8 protein-coding genes, 2 tRNA genes and 4 rRNA genes are annotated in these 16,577 nt (G+C 55.2%); 5 read left to right on the top strand and 9 right to left on the bottom strand.

What is annotated here, in order from left to right; genetic code table 11:
- The first annotated feature begins 18 nt into the window (after positions 1-18).
- The gene (locus tag ATI14_RS07430) at positions 19-477 is read left to right on the top strand and encodes an SRPBCC family protein (protein WP_016968768.1); all 459 of its coding nucleotides are present in this window, start codon (positions 19-21) and stop codon (positions 475-477) included.
- 39 nt (positions 478-516) lie between these two features.
- Here the strand turns inward: ATI14_RS07430 and ATI14_RS07425 are convergent, their stop codons facing one another.
- Positions 517-2,397: a methyl-accepting chemotaxis protein gene (locus tag ATI14_RS07425; protein ID WP_016968767.1), complete on the bottom strand. Its 1,881-nt coding sequence runs from the start codon at positions 2,395-2,397 to the stop codon at positions 517-519.
- 279 nt (positions 2,398-2,676) lie between these two features.
- Here ATI14_RS07425 and ATI14_RS07420 point away from each other — a divergent pair, with 279 nt between their 5' ends.
- The 3 genes from ATI14_RS07420 to ATI14_RS07410 all read left to right on the top strand — a co-directional run bounded on the left by ATI14_RS07420 (position 2,677) and on the right by ATI14_RS07410 (position 6,711).
- Positions 2,677-3,192, top strand: a complete 516-nt coding sequence (locus ATI14_RS07420; RefSeq protein WP_031319344.1) for a sigma-70 family RNA polymerase sigma factor — start codon at positions 2,677-2,679, stop codon at positions 3,190-3,192.
- The gene (locus tag ATI14_RS07415) at positions 3,182-4,138 is read left to right on the top strand and encodes a FecR domain-containing protein (protein ID WP_026083262.1); all 957 of its coding nucleotides are present in this window, start codon (positions 3,182-3,184) and stop codon (positions 4,136-4,138) included. Before ATI14_RS07420 ends, ATI14_RS07415 begins: the two co-directional genes overlap by 11 nt.
- An 86-nt stretch (positions 4,139-4,224) precedes the next feature.
- On the top strand, positions 4,225-6,711 hold the full coding sequence (locus tag ATI14_RS07410) for a TonB-dependent siderophore receptor (protein WP_080520585.1): 2,487 nt from the start codon (positions 4,225-4,227) through the stop codon (positions 6,709-6,711).
- A 131-nt stretch (positions 6,712-6,842) separates the two neighbouring features.
- Here ATI14_RS07410 and rrf (ATI14_RS07405) read toward each other — a convergent pair.
- The 8 genes from rrf (ATI14_RS07405) to ATI14_RS07365 form a co-directional block, all read right to left on the bottom strand.
- Positions 6,843-6,958 (bottom strand): 5S ribosomal RNA (gene rrf / locus ATI14_RS07405).
- Between the two features lie 107 nt (positions 6,959-7,065).
- A 5S ribosomal RNA gene (gene rrf, locus ATI14_RS07400) occupies positions 7,066-7,181 on the bottom strand.
- Positions 7,182-7,336: 155 nt separating this feature from the next.
- A 23S ribosomal RNA gene (locus tag ATI14_RS07395) occupies positions 7,337-10,228 on the bottom strand.
- A 247-nt stretch (positions 10,229-10,475) separates the two neighbouring features.
- A tRNA-Ala gene (locus ATI14_RS07390) sits at positions 10,476-10,551 on the bottom strand.
- Between the two features lie 30 nt (positions 10,552-10,581).
- Positions 10,582-10,658 (bottom strand) — tRNA-Ile (locus ATI14_RS07385).
- Positions 10,659-10,740: 82 nt separating this feature from the next.
- Positions 10,741-12,277 (bottom strand): 16S ribosomal RNA (locus tag ATI14_RS07380).
- Together the 16S, 23S and 5S rRNA genes with 2 tRNA genes alongside form the textbook arrangement of a ribosomal RNA operon.
- A gap of 632 nt (positions 12,278-12,909) precedes the next feature.
- Positions 12,910-14,130 (bottom strand): CaiB/BaiF CoA transferase family protein, encoded by a 1,221-nt coding sequence (locus ATI14_RS07370; protein WP_016969574.1) that lies wholly within the window; start codon positions 14,128-14,130, stop codon positions 12,910-12,912.
- Between the two features lie 12 nt (positions 14,131-14,142).
- Positions 14,143-15,324: an acyl-CoA dehydrogenase gene (locus tag ATI14_RS07365; RefSeq protein WP_003187423.1), complete on the bottom strand. Its 1,182-nt coding sequence runs from the start codon at positions 15,322-15,324 to the stop codon at positions 14,143-14,145.
- A gap of 157 nt (positions 15,325-15,481) precedes the next feature.
- Here ATI14_RS07365 and ATI14_RS07360 point away from each other — a divergent pair, with 157 nt between their 5' ends.
- The gene (locus tag ATI14_RS07360) at positions 15,482-16,381 is read left to right on the top strand and encodes a LysR family transcriptional regulator (protein WP_016969573.1); all 900 of its coding nucleotides are present in this window, start codon (positions 15,482-15,484) and stop codon (positions 16,379-16,381) included.
- Positions 16,382-16,577 lie beyond the last annotated feature (196 nt).

The raw sequence follows: 16,577 nt of genomic DNA, 5'->3' as shown, positions 1-16,577 counted from the left end.
TGTTTTCAGGACCTCCACATGAAACTGTTGCAACCAGACACATTAATCCGGAACCCGCAGGGCGCACCTTTGGTGGCGTCGATTGAAGTCGACTGTGAAGCCACTTGCCTTTGGCAGTTGGTTGGCAATTTCGCCGGCTTCGATGCCTTCATTCCTGCCCTTTCGCACATCGAAATGACCGGCGCCGGCGTCGGCGCACTGCGCAAGAAGTTTTTCCGCGATGGCCATTGCGTTGTCGAGCAACTCAATAGCCGGGATGACGAGGCCATGTACATGACGTGGACCACGCTCTACAACACCCTGGGGATCGCCCGACTGTGGGCCGCAATGAGTGTGCAGGCGGTTGATGCGAACCGCTCGAGGGCGACCTGGACACTCGTTGGCGAACCCGTCGCAACGTCGCAGGCGGAATTTGAAAGGTTTGCCCAGGGTTTTATCGACGCAGCGCTGGAAAACGCTCGCCAGATGCTCGGCTGATCAGCAGGAGCGAGAGGCCTCGCTCCTGCACACGGCAGGTCAGATTTTGAAGCTGTCGACCAACTGCTTCAAACGGCTGGCTTGCTGGGACAGTGCATCACAGTCCTTGAGCGTTTCGTTGAGGTTGGCCACACCCTGCTGGTTCAGCAGGTTGATCTGGTTGATGTCCACATTGAGGGTTTCCACCACGGCCGTCTGCTCCTCGGTGGCGGCGGCGACCGACTGGTTCATGCCATCGATTTCGACAATTCGCTGCGTCACGCTGACCAGCCGCGCACCGGCCTGGTTGGCGACTTCAACGCTTTCTTCGCTGGAGGTCTGGCTGGCGTTCATGGTGGTCACAGCTTCACGGGAGCCCACTTGAAGCGAGGTGATCATCTTGTGGATCTCTTCGGCGGATTCCTGGGTGCGGTGGGCCAGGTTACGCACTTCATCGGCGACCACAGCGAACCCGCGCCCGGCTTCCCCGGCACGCGCGGCCTCGATGGCGGCGTTGAGTGCGAGCAAATTGGTTTGCTGGGAGATGCCTTTGATCACGTCCAGGATGTGACCAATGTTGTCGGTGCTTGCGTTGAGCGTTTCGATCTGCGTGCAAGACAAACTGATTTTTTGCGAAAGTTCCGACATCGCCAGAATGGTTTGCTCCACCACTTTGCGGCCGCCATCGGCCTGCTCGCTGGCACCACTGGCGTGTTGCGAAGCATCCGCCGCGTTACGCGCAATTTCCTGAGTGGCGGCCCCCAGTTCGTTGATCGCGGCAGCCACACTGTTGGTGCGCGCGCTTTGCTCGTCCGAGCCGATGATTGAGGCGTTGGAGGAGGCCATGACGCGCTGCGACAGGTCGTGAACCTGGCGAGTCGCCGAGGACACCTCAGCAATGGACGCGTGGATACGCTCAACAAACTGGTTAAAGGCGCTGCCCACTTCTCCAAACTCGTCCTTGCTGGTGACATCCAGACGACGAGTCAGATCACCTTCGCCCTGGGCAATGTCCTGCATGGCGACGCCCATGGTGGTAAGCGGGCGCAGCAGCACTTGAATCAACAGACTCAACAGCACCGCAATTGCGACCACCGCGATCAACATCGCAATCAACGCCGAGGTACGGAATTTGCCAAGTGGCGCGTAGGCTTTGTCTTTATCGACTGACAGGCCGATGTACCAATCCGCACCTGGCAAACCGCTGACCGGGGTAAACGAAAGAATACGGTCCTTACCGTTCAAGACGACTTCCTGACTGACCTTTTCGATGCGCACAGGGGTATTCGGGTAGATGTCCTTGAGGTTTTTCATCACCTGATCCTGGTCAGGGCTGACGATGACCTGGCCATCGGCGCTGACCAGAAACGCATGGCCGATACCGCCAAAATCCACCGAATTGATGATCTTCACCAGGGTTTGCAGGCTCAGGTCCCCACCGACGACACCCAACAACTCTCCGTTCTTTTTGACCGGCAGAGCGATCGTCACGATCTGCCCGCCTACGGCCGCCATGTAAGGGGGGGTCAGCATGGTTTTATCGGCGGCGACGGCTTGTTTGTACCAAGGACGCTGCCGTGGATCGTAGCCGTCCGGCATCTTGGCGTCGGGGCGTTGCGTAAACACACCGTTGGTTTGGCCGACATAGGTGAACTGGAAGTTCGAGGTGAAGGCAGGCTGGTCAACCAAACCGGGAAGGTCAGCGTTGCTGCCTTGATGGGCGACGTTCTGCGCCAGGCTTTCGAGCACCAGGATTCGACCGCTGAGCCAGTTCTGCACGCTACTGGCGGTCAGCTCACCGGACTGTTGAATGGACGACTCCAGGTTTTGCGTGATGGTGCTGCGCTGCAGGTAATCGTTATAGAGCGTGAACAACGCGAAGGCCAAAACCACGACGCCTGACGCGGCCAACAGAATTTTATGACTGAACTTAAGATTCATTTCATCGACTTCTTTTGCCAAAGGGGGATGAGCGTGCCGAGTGGAACATTCCATGTAACGGGATAGGCAGGCTCTGTAGGCCGCTCTATTTCGGTGCACGCATGGCTCATCAGGCTTTCGGCCAAGCTTCGACAAATCTTAGAAATTTGTGAGATGCATCTAGTTTTTACGTAGGAAGACGACCAGTGGTAGCAGCAGCGGTTCAGAGTTGCAAAATTTATCAGCCTTCCAGACAATGCGACTAATTATCATTTGTGGCGTTTGGCCGGGCCCGTTTGAATGTCGTCTTCCGAGTACATCCCGTGTAACCGTGTTGTGCAGACGCTTTACTGCACCCATCACAACTGGCTCGACACCTGGCTGCGCAGCCGCTTGGGCAATGCCGCCGATGCCGCAGACCTGGCGCAAGACACCTTCGTACGCCTCCTGCAGAAAACCGAACGCTTTGAACTCAAGGCCCCGCGCGCTTTCCTGCGCACCATCGCCCGAGGCCTGGTAATTGATCACTGGCGCCGCGAGGAAATCGAGCGCGCTTATCTCGAATCAATCGCCCACCTGCCGGAGGCATTGGCGCCCAGTGCCGAAGCGCGTGCGTTGGTGCTTGAGCTTCTGGAGGAAGTCTCCCGTCTGTTGGACGGGCTCAAGCCGAAGGTACGTAAGGCGTTTCTGCTGGCCCAGTGCGATGGGCTGACTTACAGACAGATCGCACAGCAGATGGGGGTGTCGTTGCGGTCGGTAGAAAGGTACGTCGCGGACGCGCTCTATCATTGTTACGTAGTGCGTTATGAGACCTGACGCGTCGGTGGTCAGGCAGGCCATCAGCTGGACCCTGCGCCTGCGAAATAACCGCGCCAACGTTCGCCTGCATGAGCAATGCGAACACTGGCGCGCGACCCACGATGAACATGAGCTGGCGTGGCAACGCGTGCAGGCGCTTCAGCAGGAACTGAGCAGCCAGCTGGCGACCATTCCAGGGGCGCAGGCGACATTGGAGAACGGCGCAAAGGGCTTGGGCCGTCGACAGGCACTGAAGATGTTGTCTGGCGCCGTACTCGTGGGGTCGGCGGCCTGGGTGAGCCGCGACCTGACTGGCTGGCAACGCTGGACGTCCGACCTGGCGACAGCGACAGGCGAGCGGCGAAGTGTGCAACTGCCCGATGGCACTCGCCTGCAACTCAACACCGACACGGCGGTGGATCTGAACTTCAATCCGCAGCAACGCCTTATCACGCTGGTTCGTGGCGAAATCCTGGTGAGCTGCGGCGCGGCTTCGTCGGCGCCGTTGCTGGTCGAAACCTCGCATGGCTTGCTCGAAGGTCTCGATGGGCGCTTTGCGGTACGCCAGGACAGTGACTGCACACGCTTGACGGTGGTCAGCGGCAATGTGGCCATTGACTCGCCCAAAGGGGCAGATGGGCTGCCGACTCACGTTCACGCAGGAGAAAGTTATCGCGTGCAGCAGAACCGGGCCATTCTTGCGCGCTCCCCCACAATGGATATGGCTGCCTGGGCCGATGGCCTGATTGTGACACGGAGCATGCGTCTCGATGATTTCCTTTCAGAAGTGGGACGGTATCGCCATGGCTACCTGGGCTGTGCTGCGGATGTCGCGCACTTGCAGTTATCCGGAGTTTTCCGTCTCGATGACACAGACAAGCTATTGGCGGTGCTTGCCCAGACACTGCCCGTTCGAGTGCGCTACCGAACACGATGGTGGGCGAGCCTGGAGCGCCTGGCCTGATAGTTTTTTGGCGGCTTTTTTCCGTGAGTCCGGCTTAGACAGTAAGCCCTTCAATCTGCCTTCACCGGCCTCAACGGACCCTGATCATGACTGTGCGTTTTTTTCACGACCCTTCCCACCCTCTTTTAGCTAAAGCCATACGAGCGGCGTTACTGTCGACCGTTGTGGGCATGGGCGCTGTGCCGATCATCGGCATGGCTGCACAAGCTGGCGCTGAGCGGGTCAACCAGCGTTACGACATTCCTGCCGGACCGCTGAGTGATGTACTCAATCAGTTTGCTCGCCAGGCGGGCATCACCCTTTCGAGCACGCCTGAGCAAACTCGGGGGCGAGAATCGGCCGGGTTGCAGGGTGAGTATTCGGCTCAGCAGGGCTTGAATCGTGTGCTTGCCGGCTCCGGGTTGCAGGCGGATTCTCAGGACGGTGTGAGCTTTATTCTGCAGACGCAGCAGGAAGGCAGCACATTGACGCTGCCCACTACCGATATCAAAGGCTTCGCATTGGGCAATGCCTTGGGGAGCATGGCGGGCTACAACGCAACACACAGCCAGATCGCCACCAAAACCAGTACGGCGCTGCTGGAAACGTCGCAAACCGTGTCTGTGGTAACACGCGAGCAAATGGACGATCAGGGCTCCCAGACTGTGGCGCAAGCCATGCGGTACACCCCTGGGGTATTGACCAACCCGTATGGTGCTACCCATCGCTATGACTACGTGGCCATGCGCGGTTTCAATGATGGCTCTGTGGATAATATTTACCTGGACGGCTTGAAGTCCATGGGTGACAGCGGCACCTACAGCACGATGCAGGTGGATCCGTATTTTCTTGAACGCGTGGACATCCTGAAAGGACCGTCTTCCGTTTTGTATGGGCGTAGCTCGCCTGGCGGCCTGGTTGCGCTGACCAGCAAGAAGCCGTTGTTCTCGCCCTATCACCAACTACAAGCGACCGTCGGCAATCATGGCCAGCAGGGCATGGGTTTTGACTTCAGCGGGCCGGTGGATGATGACAAACGCGTTGCTTATCGCCTGACGGGGTTGGCAGACAAGTCCGACACACAATTCGACCACGCCAAAGAAAAGCGCTACGCGTTGGCGCCGACGCTGAGCATCGACTTTACCGAGGACACGTCGCTGACGCTTCAGGCATATCTGCAACATGACCCCGATGGTGGCTATCACGGCGGTATGCCGGCGGATGGCGCATTGCATCAGCGCAATGGTGATCGAATTTCCAGCCATTTCTTCGAAGGCGAGCCAGGTGTTGATGGCTATAAGCGTGACCAGCAGTCGTTCGGCTATCAGTTTGAGCATCGCTTCAACGATGTATTTACCGCACGGCAAAACTTCCGCTACCTGGACTCCAAGGTCCGGCTGGATCAGGTGTATGCCTATGGCTGGACCACGTCGACCAGCAATGAGCTGAACCGTTATTACTCGGGAGGCGATGAGAAGCTGCATGCGTTCATTCTCGACAACATGCTACAGGCGGAATTTTTTACCGGGGCGACCCAACACACGGTGCTGATGGGGGCGGACTATCAACGGCGTAAAACCGTGGTGGACTGGAGCAGTGGCTCATTGCAGCCAATCAATGCCTTCAACCCCGCCTACGGCAATTCCACCATCACCTACTACAACCCGACCAGCTACCTGCGACGGCTTGAGCAGACCGGCGTTTATCTGCAAGACCTGATTGAAATGGATAAGTGGCGGTTCTCTCTGGGCTTGCGCCAGGATTGGGTGGAGACCTCTGATGAGAACCGTCTCGCTGAGGCTGGCCGCCCAGTGGGAACAGAGATCAGTGATAAACGCACCAAGCTGACAGGGCGCGCAGGAGCGTTGTACCTATTCGACAACGGGCTGGCACCCTATATCAGCTATTCCGAGTCTTTCAACCCGAACTCCTATTCCGACAGCGCTGGCAATCCTCTGGCCCCTACCAACGGCACGCAGTGGGAGGCCGGCTTGAAGTATCAACCGCCAGGGACGGACAACCTGTTTACAGCCTCCTGGTTTCGGATCGATCAGGAAAACCTGGCGACCAAACTGCCACAGGAAAACTTTTATCGGGCTGTAGGCGCGGTTCGCTCACAGGGCCTGGAGCTGGAAGCGCATATGCAGCTGACTGATAACCTGAAGTTGCTGGGCAGTTACACCTTTACCGACATCAAGTACAGCAAGTCGATGGTGAGCACATTAAGCTCCGCCGATAACTTGATAGAGAACCAGGGCAACTCCCCGACGCAGGCGCCTCGTCATATGGCGTCGGTGTGGGCGGACTACGCATTCAATAGCGGCGCGCTGGATGGTTTTCGGCTTGGGGGCGGGGTCCGGTATGTCGGATACAGTTGGGCAGATGCCGAAAATACGATGAAGGTGCCGGCCTACACGTTGTTTGATGCTTCCGTTGGGTATGACCTGGGCAGAGTGGGATTAAAAGGCGTGGATGTGCGTTTGAATGCGAACAACCTGACCAATGAAACCTACATAGCGTCCTGTGCCAGCCTTAATTTCTGCTATTTAGGTGAAGAGCGTAACGTCAGTGCGACGGTAAGCTATCAGTTCTGATTCCCTTATCGTTCAAAGCAAGCCAGCGCCCGCCTCGCAACGCTGGCTTTTTTGTGCCTGTATCGAAGGCTAGCAGCCCCTAAACGACAAAACCCCTGTCTGCGTTAGCAGACAGGGGTTTCGGAATTTAATCTTGACGATGACCTACTCTCACATGGGGAAACCCCACACTACCATCGGCGATGCATCGTTTCACTGCTGAGTTCGGGATGGGATCAGGTGGTTCCAATGCTCTATGGTCGTCAAGAAATTCTGTATACCCGCCCGTTGCCTCAGCAACGCGCCGGTGAAATTCATGGACTTCTACATAAACAAAACCCCAACTGCTTTCGCAATTGGGGTTTTGGAATTTAATCTTGACGATGACCTACTCTCACATGGGGAAACCCCACACTACCATCGGCGATGCATCGTTTCACTACTGAGTTCGGGATGGGATCAGGTGGTTCCAATGCTCTATGGTCGTCAAGAAATTCGGGTACTGAGTCGTGGCGTATGCCTCGCTTCAGCAAATTGGGTATGTGACAGCTTTCGGTGCTTTGTGAGCGTCGAACTTTCGGTTCATTTCGTCTTCACACACCGCAATCTGATGCTCCTTAGAGTAGTCAAATTGCTTGGGTGTTATATGGTCAAGCCTCACGGGCAATTAGTATTGGTTAGCTCAACGCCTCACAGCGCTTACACACCCAACCTATCAACGTCGTAGTCTTCGACGGCCCTTCAGGGAACTCAAGGTTCCAGTGAGATCTCATCTTGAGGCTAGTTTCCCGCTTAGATGCTTTCAGCGGTTATCTATTCCGAACATAGCTACCCGGCAATGCCACTGGCGTGACAACCGGAACACCAGAGGTTCGTCCACTCCGGTCCTCTCGTACTAGGAGCAGCCCCTCTCAAATCTCAAACGTCCACGGCAGATAGGGACCGAACTGTCTCACGACGTTCTAAACCCAGCTCGCGTACCACTTTAAATGGCGAACAGCCATACCCTTGGGACCGGCTTCAGCCCCAGGATGTGATGAGCCGACATCGAGGTGCCAAACACCGCCGTCGATATGAACTCTTGGGCGGTATCAGCCTGTTATCCCCGGAGTACCTTTTATCCGTTGAGCGATGGCCCTTCCATACAGAACCACCGGATCACTAAGACCTACTTTCGTACCTGCTCGACGTGTCTGTCTCGCAGTCAAGCGCGCTTTTGCCTTTATACTCTACGACCGATTTCCGACCGGTCTGAGCGCACCTTCGTACTCCTCCGTTACTCTTTAGGAGGAGACCGCCCCAGTCAAACTACCCACCATACACTGTCCTCGATCCGGATAACGGACCTGAGTTAGAACCTCAAAGTTGCCAGGGTGGTATTTCAAGGATGGCTCCACGCAGACTGGCGTCCACGCTTCAAAGCCTCCCACCTATCCTACACAAGCAAATTCAAAGTCCAGTGCAAAGCTATAGTAAAGGTTCACGGGGTCTTTCCGTCTAGCCGCGGATACACTGCATCTTCACAGCGATTTCAATTTCACTGAGTCTCGGGTGGAGACAGCGCCGCCATCGTTACGCCATTCGTGCAGGTCGGAACTTACCCGACAAGGAATTTCGCTACCTTAGGACCGTTATAGTTACGGCCGCCGTTTACCGGGGCTTCGATCAAGAGCTTCGCGTTAGCTAACCCCATCAATTAACCTTCCGGCACCGGGCAGGCGTCACACCCTATACGTCCACTTTCGTGTTTGCAGAGTGCTGTGTTTTTAATAAACAGTCGCAGCGGCCTGGTATCTTCGACCGGCATGAGCTTACGGAGCAAGTCCTTCACCCTCACCGGCGCACCTTCTCCCGAAGTTACGGTGCCATTTTGCCTAGTTCCTTCACCCGAGTTCTCTCAAGCGCCTTGGTATTCTCTACCCAACCACCTGTGTCGGTTTGGGGTACGGTTCCTGGTTACCTGAAGCTTAGAAGCTTTTCTTGGAAGCATGGCATCAACCACTTCGCTAACTAAAAGTTAGCTCGTCATCAGCTCTCGGCCTTAAGATCCCGGATTTACCTAAGATCTCAGCCTACCACCTTAAACTTGGACAACCAACGCCAAGCTGGCCTAGCCTTCTCCGTCCCTCCATCGCAATAACCAGAAGTACAGGAATATTAACCTGTTTTCCATCGACTACGCTTTTCAGCCTCGCCTTAGGGACCGACTAACCCTGCGTCGATTAACGTTGCGCAGGAAACCTTGGTCTTTCGGCGTGGGTGTTTTTCACACCCATTGTCGTTACTCATGTCAGCATTCGCACTTCTGATACCTCCAGCAAGCTTCTCAACTCACCTTCACAGGCTTACAGAACGCTCCTCTACCGCATCACTTACGTGATACCCGTAGCTTCGGTGTATGGTTTGAGCCCCGTTACATCTTCCGCGCAGGCCGACTCGACTAGTGAGCTATTACGCTTTCTTTAAAGGGTGGCTGCTTCTAAGCCAACCTCCTAGCTGTCTAAGCCTTCCCACATCGTTTCCCACTTAACCATAACTTTGGGACCTTAGCTGACGGTCTGGGTTGTTTCCCTTTTCACGACGGACGTTAGCACCCGCCGTGTGTCTCCCATGCTCGGCACTTGTAGGTATTCGGAGTTTGCATCGGTTTGGTAAGTCGGGATGACCCCCTAGCCGAAACAGTGCTCTACCCCCTACAGTGATACATGAGGCGCTACCTAAATAGCTTTCGAGGAGAACCAGCTATCTCCGAGCTTGATTAGCCTTTCACTCCGATCCACAGGTCATCCGCTAACTTTTCAACGGTAGTCGGTTCGGTCCTCCAGTTAGTGTTACCCAACCTTCAACCTGCCCATGGATAGATCGCCCGGTTTCGGGTCTATTCCCAGCGACTAGACGCCCTATTAAGACTCGCTTTCGCTACGCCTCCCCTATTCGGTTAAGCTCGCCACTGAAAATAAGTCGCTGACCCATTATACAAAAGGTACGCAGTCACAGAACAAAGTCTGCTCCCACTGCTTGTACGCATACGGTTTCAGGATCTATTTCACTCCCCTCTCCGGGGTTCTTTTCGCCTTTCCCTCACGGTACTAGTTCACTATCGGTCAGTCAGTAGTATTTAGCCTTGGAGGATGGTCCCCCCATATTCAGACAAAGTTTCTCGTGCTCCGTCCTACTCGATTTCATGACTAAGAGATTTTCGCGTACAGGGCTATCACCCACTATGGCCGCACTTTCCAGAGCGTTCCGCTAATCTCAAAGCCACTTAAGGGCTAGTCCCCGTTCGCTCGCCACTACTAAGGGAATCTCGGTTGATTTCTTTTCCTCAGGGTACTTAGATGTTTCAGTTCCCCTGGTTCGCTTCTTGCACCTATGTATTCAGTACAAGATAACCATCTTATGATGGTTGGGTTCCCCCATTCAGACATCTCCGGATCAAAGTCTGTTTGCCGACTCCCCGAAGCTTTTCGCAGGCTACCACGTCTTTCATCGCCTCTGACTGCCAAGGCATCCACCGTATGCGCTTCTTCACTTGACCATATAACCCCAAGCAATCTGGTTATACTGTGAAGACGACATTCGCCGAAAATTCGAATTTCTCAACTAAGAGAACTCACAAATTTTACCTTAGCCTGATCCGTTACCAGTGAAAGTAACGTTCAGTCTATCTTTCTATCACATACCCAAATTTTTAAAGAACGATCTAATCAAAGACTAGAAATCAACATTCACCATCACACTGATGGAATGCTCATTTCTAAGCTTTAAAACTTCAGAAGCAGTAGTGGTGGAGCCAAGCGGGATCGAACCGCTGACCTCCTGCGTGCAAGGCAGGCGCTCTCCCAGCTGAGCTATGGCCCCGTATTTCTACAGGCGTTTCCCACACAAAATTGGTGGGTCTGGGCAGATTCGAACTGCCGACCTCACCCTTATCAGGGGTGCGCTCTAACCAACTGAGCTACAGACCCAATTTCGGGCTGCTTCTTATCGTCTTCTTCAATGAATCAAGCAATTCGTGTGGGAACTTATGGAGCAGCTGATGTCGTCGATTAAGGAGGTGATCCAGCCGCAGGTTCCCCTACGGCTACCTTGTTACGACTTCACCCCAGTCATGAATCACACCGTGGTAACCGTCCTCCCGAAGGTTAGACTAGCTACTTCTGGTGCAACCCACTCCCATGGTGTGACGGGCGGTGTGTACAAGGCCCGGGAACGTATTCACCGCGACATTCTGATTCGCGATTACTAGCGATTCCGACTTCACGCAGTCGAGTTGCAGACTGCGATCCGGACTACGATCGGTTTTATGGGATTAGCTCCACCTCGCGGCTTGGCAACCCTCTGTACCGACCATTGTAGCACGTGTGTAGCCCAGGCCGTAAGGGCCATGATGACTTGACGTCATCCCCACCTTCCTCCGGTTTGTCACCGGCAGTCTCCTTAGAGTGCCCACCATAACGTGCTGGTAACTAAGGACAAGGGTTGCGCTCGTTACGGGACTTAACCCAACATCTCACGACACGAGCTGACGACAGCCATGCAGCACCTGTCTCAATGTTCCCGAAGGCACCAATCCATCTCTGGAAAGTTCATTGGATGTCAAGGCCTGGTAAGGTTCTTCGCGTTGCTTCGAATTAAACCACATGCTCCACCGCTTGTGCGGGCCCCCGTCAATTCATTTGAGTTTTAACCTTGCGGCCGTACTCCCCAGGCGGTCAACTTAATGCGTTAGCTGCGCCACTAAAAGCTCAAGGCTTCCAACGGCTAGTTGACATCGTTTACGGCGTGGACTACCAGGGTATCTAATCCTGTTTGCTCCCCACGCTTTCGCACCTCAGTGTCAGTATTAGTCCAGGTGGTCGCCTTCGCCACTGGTGTTCCTTCCTATATCTACGCATTTCACCGCTACACAGGAAATTCCACCACCCTCTACCATACTCTAGTCAGTCAGTTTTGAATGCAGTTCCCAGGTTGAGCCCGGGGATTTCACATCCAACTTAACAAACCACCTACGCGCGCTTTACGCCCAGTAATTCCGATTAACGCTTGCACCCTCTGTATTACCGCGGCTGCTGGCACAGAGTTAGCCGGTGCTTATTCTGTCGGTAACGTCAAAACAGTTACGTATTAGGCAACTGCCCTTCCTCCCAACTTAAAGTGCTTTACAATCCGAAGACCTTCTTCACACACGCGGCATGGCTGGATCAGGCTTTCGCCCATTGTCCAATATTCCCCACTGCTGCCTCCCGTAGGAGTCTGGACCGTGTCTCAGTTCCAGTGTGACTGATCATCCTCTCAGACCAGTTACGGATCGTCGCCTTGGTGAGCCATTACCTCACCAACTAGCTAATCCGACCTAGGCTCATCTGATAGCGCAAGGCCCGAAGGTCCCCTGCTTTCTCCCGTAGGACGTATGCGGTATTAGCGTCCGTTTCCGGACGTTATCCCCCACTACCAGGCAGATTCCTAGGCATTACTCACCCGTCCGCCGCTCTCAAGAGAAGCAAGCTTCTCTCTACCGCTCGACTTGCATGTGTTAGGCCTGCCGCCAGCGTTCAATCTGAGCCATGATCAAACTCTTCAGTTCAAACATCTTTGGGTTTTTAAGAAACCCTAAACTTGGCTCAGCAATCGTTGGTTACATCTTTGATTTCTCGCGGAGTAACTTGTGATGCTGATAATCTTGTTGACTATCAGTCTGACTCCACAAGCACCCACACGAATTGCTTGATTCAGTTGTTAAAGAGCGGTTGGTTAAGATCTTTCGTCTCAACCGAGGCGCGCATTCTACAGCAGCCTCATTTGCTGTCAAGTGATTATTTTCAGAAGCTTTCGAAGATTTCTTCAACAACTTCAACCACTTGCGCTTCCGATCTCTCGTTAGCGGGAGGCGAATTCTACAGCGTTACACGCTGCTGTCAACACCTCTTTTTCTCCGCTTTCGACCGAGAGGATCGAAACGTTAACAGAGCCAAACAACACCGCTCTATCAACTCCTTCTGGGCTTCGATGGACTGAAGCAACTCGCTATCGAAACCTACTTAACTCATTGAAACTCAAGGAGTTTTCCGTTTCGACTGCGCCGGAAGTGGGGCGAATTATAGACTTCCAGAATCTGCCGTCAACCCTTAATTTTGCTTTTCTATCAATTAGTTAGAGTTGATTAAAAAACAACCAGGAAGATCTCCAAAAACTTCCTCTCTATATAGAAGAGAGCGTTCAGATTACCCCCAACGCTTTCAGCTCAGCCACATTGGCAACCCCCAACCCCAATACATCCTGCAGCACTTGCGCCGTATGCTCCCCTAACAGAGGAGGCGCACTACGGTACTCAACAGGCGTTTTGGACAACCGTATGGGATTGGCCACCTGAGGCACCATACCTGCCAGCGCATGCGGCAACGCCATCGCCAACCCGCGCGCCTTCACTTGAGGATCGGCAAACACCTGCGCCAAGTCATTGATCGGCCCACACGGCACGCCCACTTGCTCAAGCAGCGATACCCACTCACCTGTCGTCTTGAACACAGTCGCCTGGCGAATCAACGGAATAAGCTCGGCGCGGTTTGCCACACGCGCCTTATTAGTAGCGAATCGCGGATCATCCGCCCACTGCGGCTGCCCGGCCACCTCGGCAAACTTGCGAAACTGCCCGTCATTACCCACGGTCAGAATAAAGTCGCCGTCAGCCGTAGGAAAATCCTGATAAGGCACAATATTCGGGTGCGCATTACCCAGCCGCTTCGGAGACACGCCCGTCGTCAGGTAATTCATCGCCTGGTTAGCCAGGCAGGCCACCTGCACATCCAGCAATGCCATGTCGATGTGCTGCCCGCCGCCATCATGATCCCGGTGAGCCAACGCTGCCAGGATTGCCACCGTAGAATAAAGCCCTGTCAGAATGTCGGTCAGCGCCACTCCGACTTTCACCGGCCCCGCACCGTTATCCCCTTCGGGCCTGCCGGTAAGACTCATCAGGCCACCAAGGCCTTGAATCATAAAGTCATAGCCCGCCCGCGCCGCATAGGGCCCGGTCTGACCAAACCCGGTGATCGAGCAGTAGATCAACTCCGGATTGAGCTCCTTCAACGATTCATAGTCCAGCCCGTACGCCGCCAGACTGCCCACCTTGAAGTTCTCGATGAGGATGTCGGACTTGGCCGCGAGGTCACGCACCAGCTTCTGCCCCTCCGGCCGCGTGAAGTCGATGGTCACTGACTCTTTGTTACGGTTGGCCGACAGGTAATACGCCGCCTCACTGGTATTCTCGCCATAAGCGTCCTTAAGGAAGGGCGGGCCCCAGGCACGCGTGTCATCGCCACTACCCGGCCTCTCGACCTTGATGACCTCCGCCCCAAGGTCCGCGAGGATCTGCCCGGACCAGGGTCCCGCCAGCACTCGCGATAAATCCAGTACCCGCAGATGTGAAAGCGCGCCCATGTCGTGCTCCTATTAATAGAAAGCCTGAAGACCGGTTTGCGCGCGCCCGAGAATCAAGGCGTGCACGTCGTGGGTCCCTTCATAGGTATTCACCACTTCCAGGTTGACCAGATGACGCGCCACGCCGAACTCGTCGGAAATACCGTTGCCACCCAACATGTCCCGCGCCATACGCGCGATATCCAGCGACTTGCCGCACGAGTTGCGCTTCATGATCGAGGTGATCTCGACCGCCGCCGTGCCTTCATCCTTCATCCGCCCCAAACGCAGGCAGCCTTGCAGGGCCAAAGTGATCTCGGTCTGCATGTCGGCCAGCTTCTTCTGGATCAACTGAGTCGCCGCCAACGGGCGACCAAACTGCTGACGATCAAGGGTGTACTGGCGAGCGGTATGCCAGCAGAACTCCGCAGCACCCAACGCGCCCCAGGAAATGCCATAACGCGCCGAGTTCAGGCAGGTGAACGGCCCCTTCAAGCCACGCACGTCAGGGAAGATATTTTCTTCCGGCACAAAGACGTTATCCATCACGATCTCACCGGTAATGGACGCACGCAGGCCGACTTTGCCGTGAATCGCCGGCGCACTCAGGCCCTTCCAGCCTTTCTCCAGGACAAACCCGCGGATGTCGCCCGCATCATCCTTGCCCCACACCACAAACACATCGGCGATCGGGCTGTTGGTGATCCACATCTTGGCGCCAGTCAGGCTGTAGCCGCCATCCACCTTGCGTGCACGCGTGATCATTGCGCCCGGATCGGAGCCGTGGTTCGGCTCGGTTAGGCCGAAACAGCCAATCCATTCGCCGGACGCCAGCTTCGGCAAGTACTTCTGCTTTTGCGCCTCGGTACCGAATTCGTTGATCGGCACCATGACCAGTGACGACTGCACACTCATCATCGAGCGATAGCCGGAGTCGACACGCTCGACCTCACGGGCGATCAGCCCATAACTGACGTAATTCAAACCACTGCCACCGTACTGCTCAGGAATCATTGCGCCCAGCAGGCCGGTTTCGCCCATCTCGCGAAAGATCGCAGGGTCAGTCTTTTCATGGCGGAAGGCTTCGAGCACACGCGGCGCCAGCTTGTCCTGGGCGAATTGCTCGGCACTGTCACGCACCATGCGCTCTTCTTCAGTGAGCTGTTGATCCAGCAGCAGTGGATCGATCCAGTTGAAGCTTGCCTTGCCAGCCATGAATAAGTCCTCTCGATGAAAATCAAAATTCGTGGCAGAAGACTAGGTCGGACAGGCCAGGAGGGCAAACGAGGTTTCTGCATAGGGTTGTGCTAATTTCTCACTTCGAAACAGCCAAAAAAGGCGGATTAGCGCTTTATAAGTGAGGACACAGTACATGCGCCGCAAGATTCCCAGCACCACCGCCCTTGTCAGTTTTGAAGCCGCAGCCCGCCACGAGAGCTTTACCAAGGCGGCGCACGAGCTTTCCATCACCCAGGGTGCGATCTGCCGACAAATTGCGAGCCTTGAGGAGTTTTTGAGTGTCGAGCTGTTTCGGCGCTCGCGGCGCGGGGTAAAACTGACCGAAGCAGGGCTGTCCTATAGCCGCCGCGTCGCTACGCAGCTGGACGCCGTGGAGCGCGATACCTTGTCCGTCATGGGGCAGCAGGGCGCCAATGTCATCGAACTGGCCGTGGTCCCGACGTTCGGCACCCAATGGCTAATCCCGCGCCTGAAGGACTTCCAGCACCAACATCCGGAGGTTACGGTCAACCTCACCAACCGGACACGCCCCTTCCTGTTTGCCGATACCGAGTTCGACGCAGCGATCTACTTCGGCAATGCCGACTGGTCGGGTACGCAGTCCCACCGACTGATGGGAGAAAACCCCGTGCCCGTGTGCAGCCCCCGATTACTGGGCGCCCGCACCCAATTCAGCCCCGATGAAATCGCAGAACTGCCACTGCTCCAGCAAACCACTCGGCCTTACGCCTGGCGCCAATGGTTCAGCGCGCGGCAGTTGGGTGTACCCCGCGACATGACAGGCCCACGCTACGAGCTATTCTCGATGTTGTCCCAAGCCGCCATGCATGACATGGGAATCGCGCTGATCCCGCCGTTTCTGATTCAGCGCGAACTGGACGAGAAGCGCCTGGTCATCGCGAACACCGAAGCCTTGACCAGCTCGAAGGCTTATTACCTGATGATTCCCGAAAGAAAGGTCGAATCGGCGTCATTGCATGCCTTCCGGGACTGGCTGATTGACCAATCGCAGCGCTACAGCCCTGTGAACTGAAGGCTCACGATGCTTTGTTGACCCTGTAGTCAATTAAATTGAAAACCTACAGATATACGTATATGTCGCATTTAAGCAGACTGTACCTGCCCGCTAAAAAACCCGTTCAAAGCCATGATTATCATGGCTTCTAGCGACTATTACCTGCCAATGCACGGCTATTCACGCCAGCAATTGAAAAAGCAGCTATAAACAC

This window comes from Pseudomonas tolaasii NCPPB 2192, from assembly GCF_002813445.1.
Taxonomy (GTDB): domain Bacteria; phylum Pseudomonadota; class Gammaproteobacteria; order Pseudomonadales; family Pseudomonadaceae; genus Aquipseudomonas; species Aquipseudomonas tolaasii.
The sequence above is the reverse complement of the archived record's forward strand: the minus strand, read 5'-3'. Positions and strand labels throughout refer to the sequence as shown.

Coding starts and splice junctions, on each gene's coding strand:
- ATI14_RS07370 (WP_016969574.1), bottom strand. CDS start 14,130: ATGGGCGCGCTTTCACATCTGCGGGTACTGGATTTATCGCGAGTGCTG.
- ATI14_RS07420 (WP_031319344.1), top strand. CDS start 2,677: ATGTCGTCTTCCGAGTACATCCCGTGTAACCGTGTTGTGCAGACGCTT.
- ATI14_RS07360 (WP_016969573.1), top strand. CDS start 15,482: ATGCGCCGCAAGATTCCCAGCACCACCGCCCTTGTCAGTTTTGAAGCC.
- ATI14_RS07410 (WP_080520585.1), top strand. CDS start 4,225: ATGACTGTGCGTTTTTTTCACGACCCTTCCCACCCTCTTTTAGCTAAA.
- ATI14_RS07430 (WP_016968768.1), top strand. CDS start 19: ATGAAACTGTTGCAACCAGACACATTAATCCGGAACCCGCAGGGCGCA.
- ATI14_RS07365 (WP_003187423.1), bottom strand. CDS start 15,324: ATGGCTGGCAAGGCAAGCTTCAACTGGATCGATCCACTGCTGCTGGAT.
- ATI14_RS07415 (WP_026083262.1), top strand. CDS start 3,182: ATGAGACCTGACGCGTCGGTGGTCAGGCAGGCCATCAGCTGGACCCTG.
- ATI14_RS07425 (WP_016968767.1), bottom strand. CDS start 2,397: ATGAATCTTAAGTTCAGTCATAAAATTCTGTTGGCCGCGTCAGGCGTC.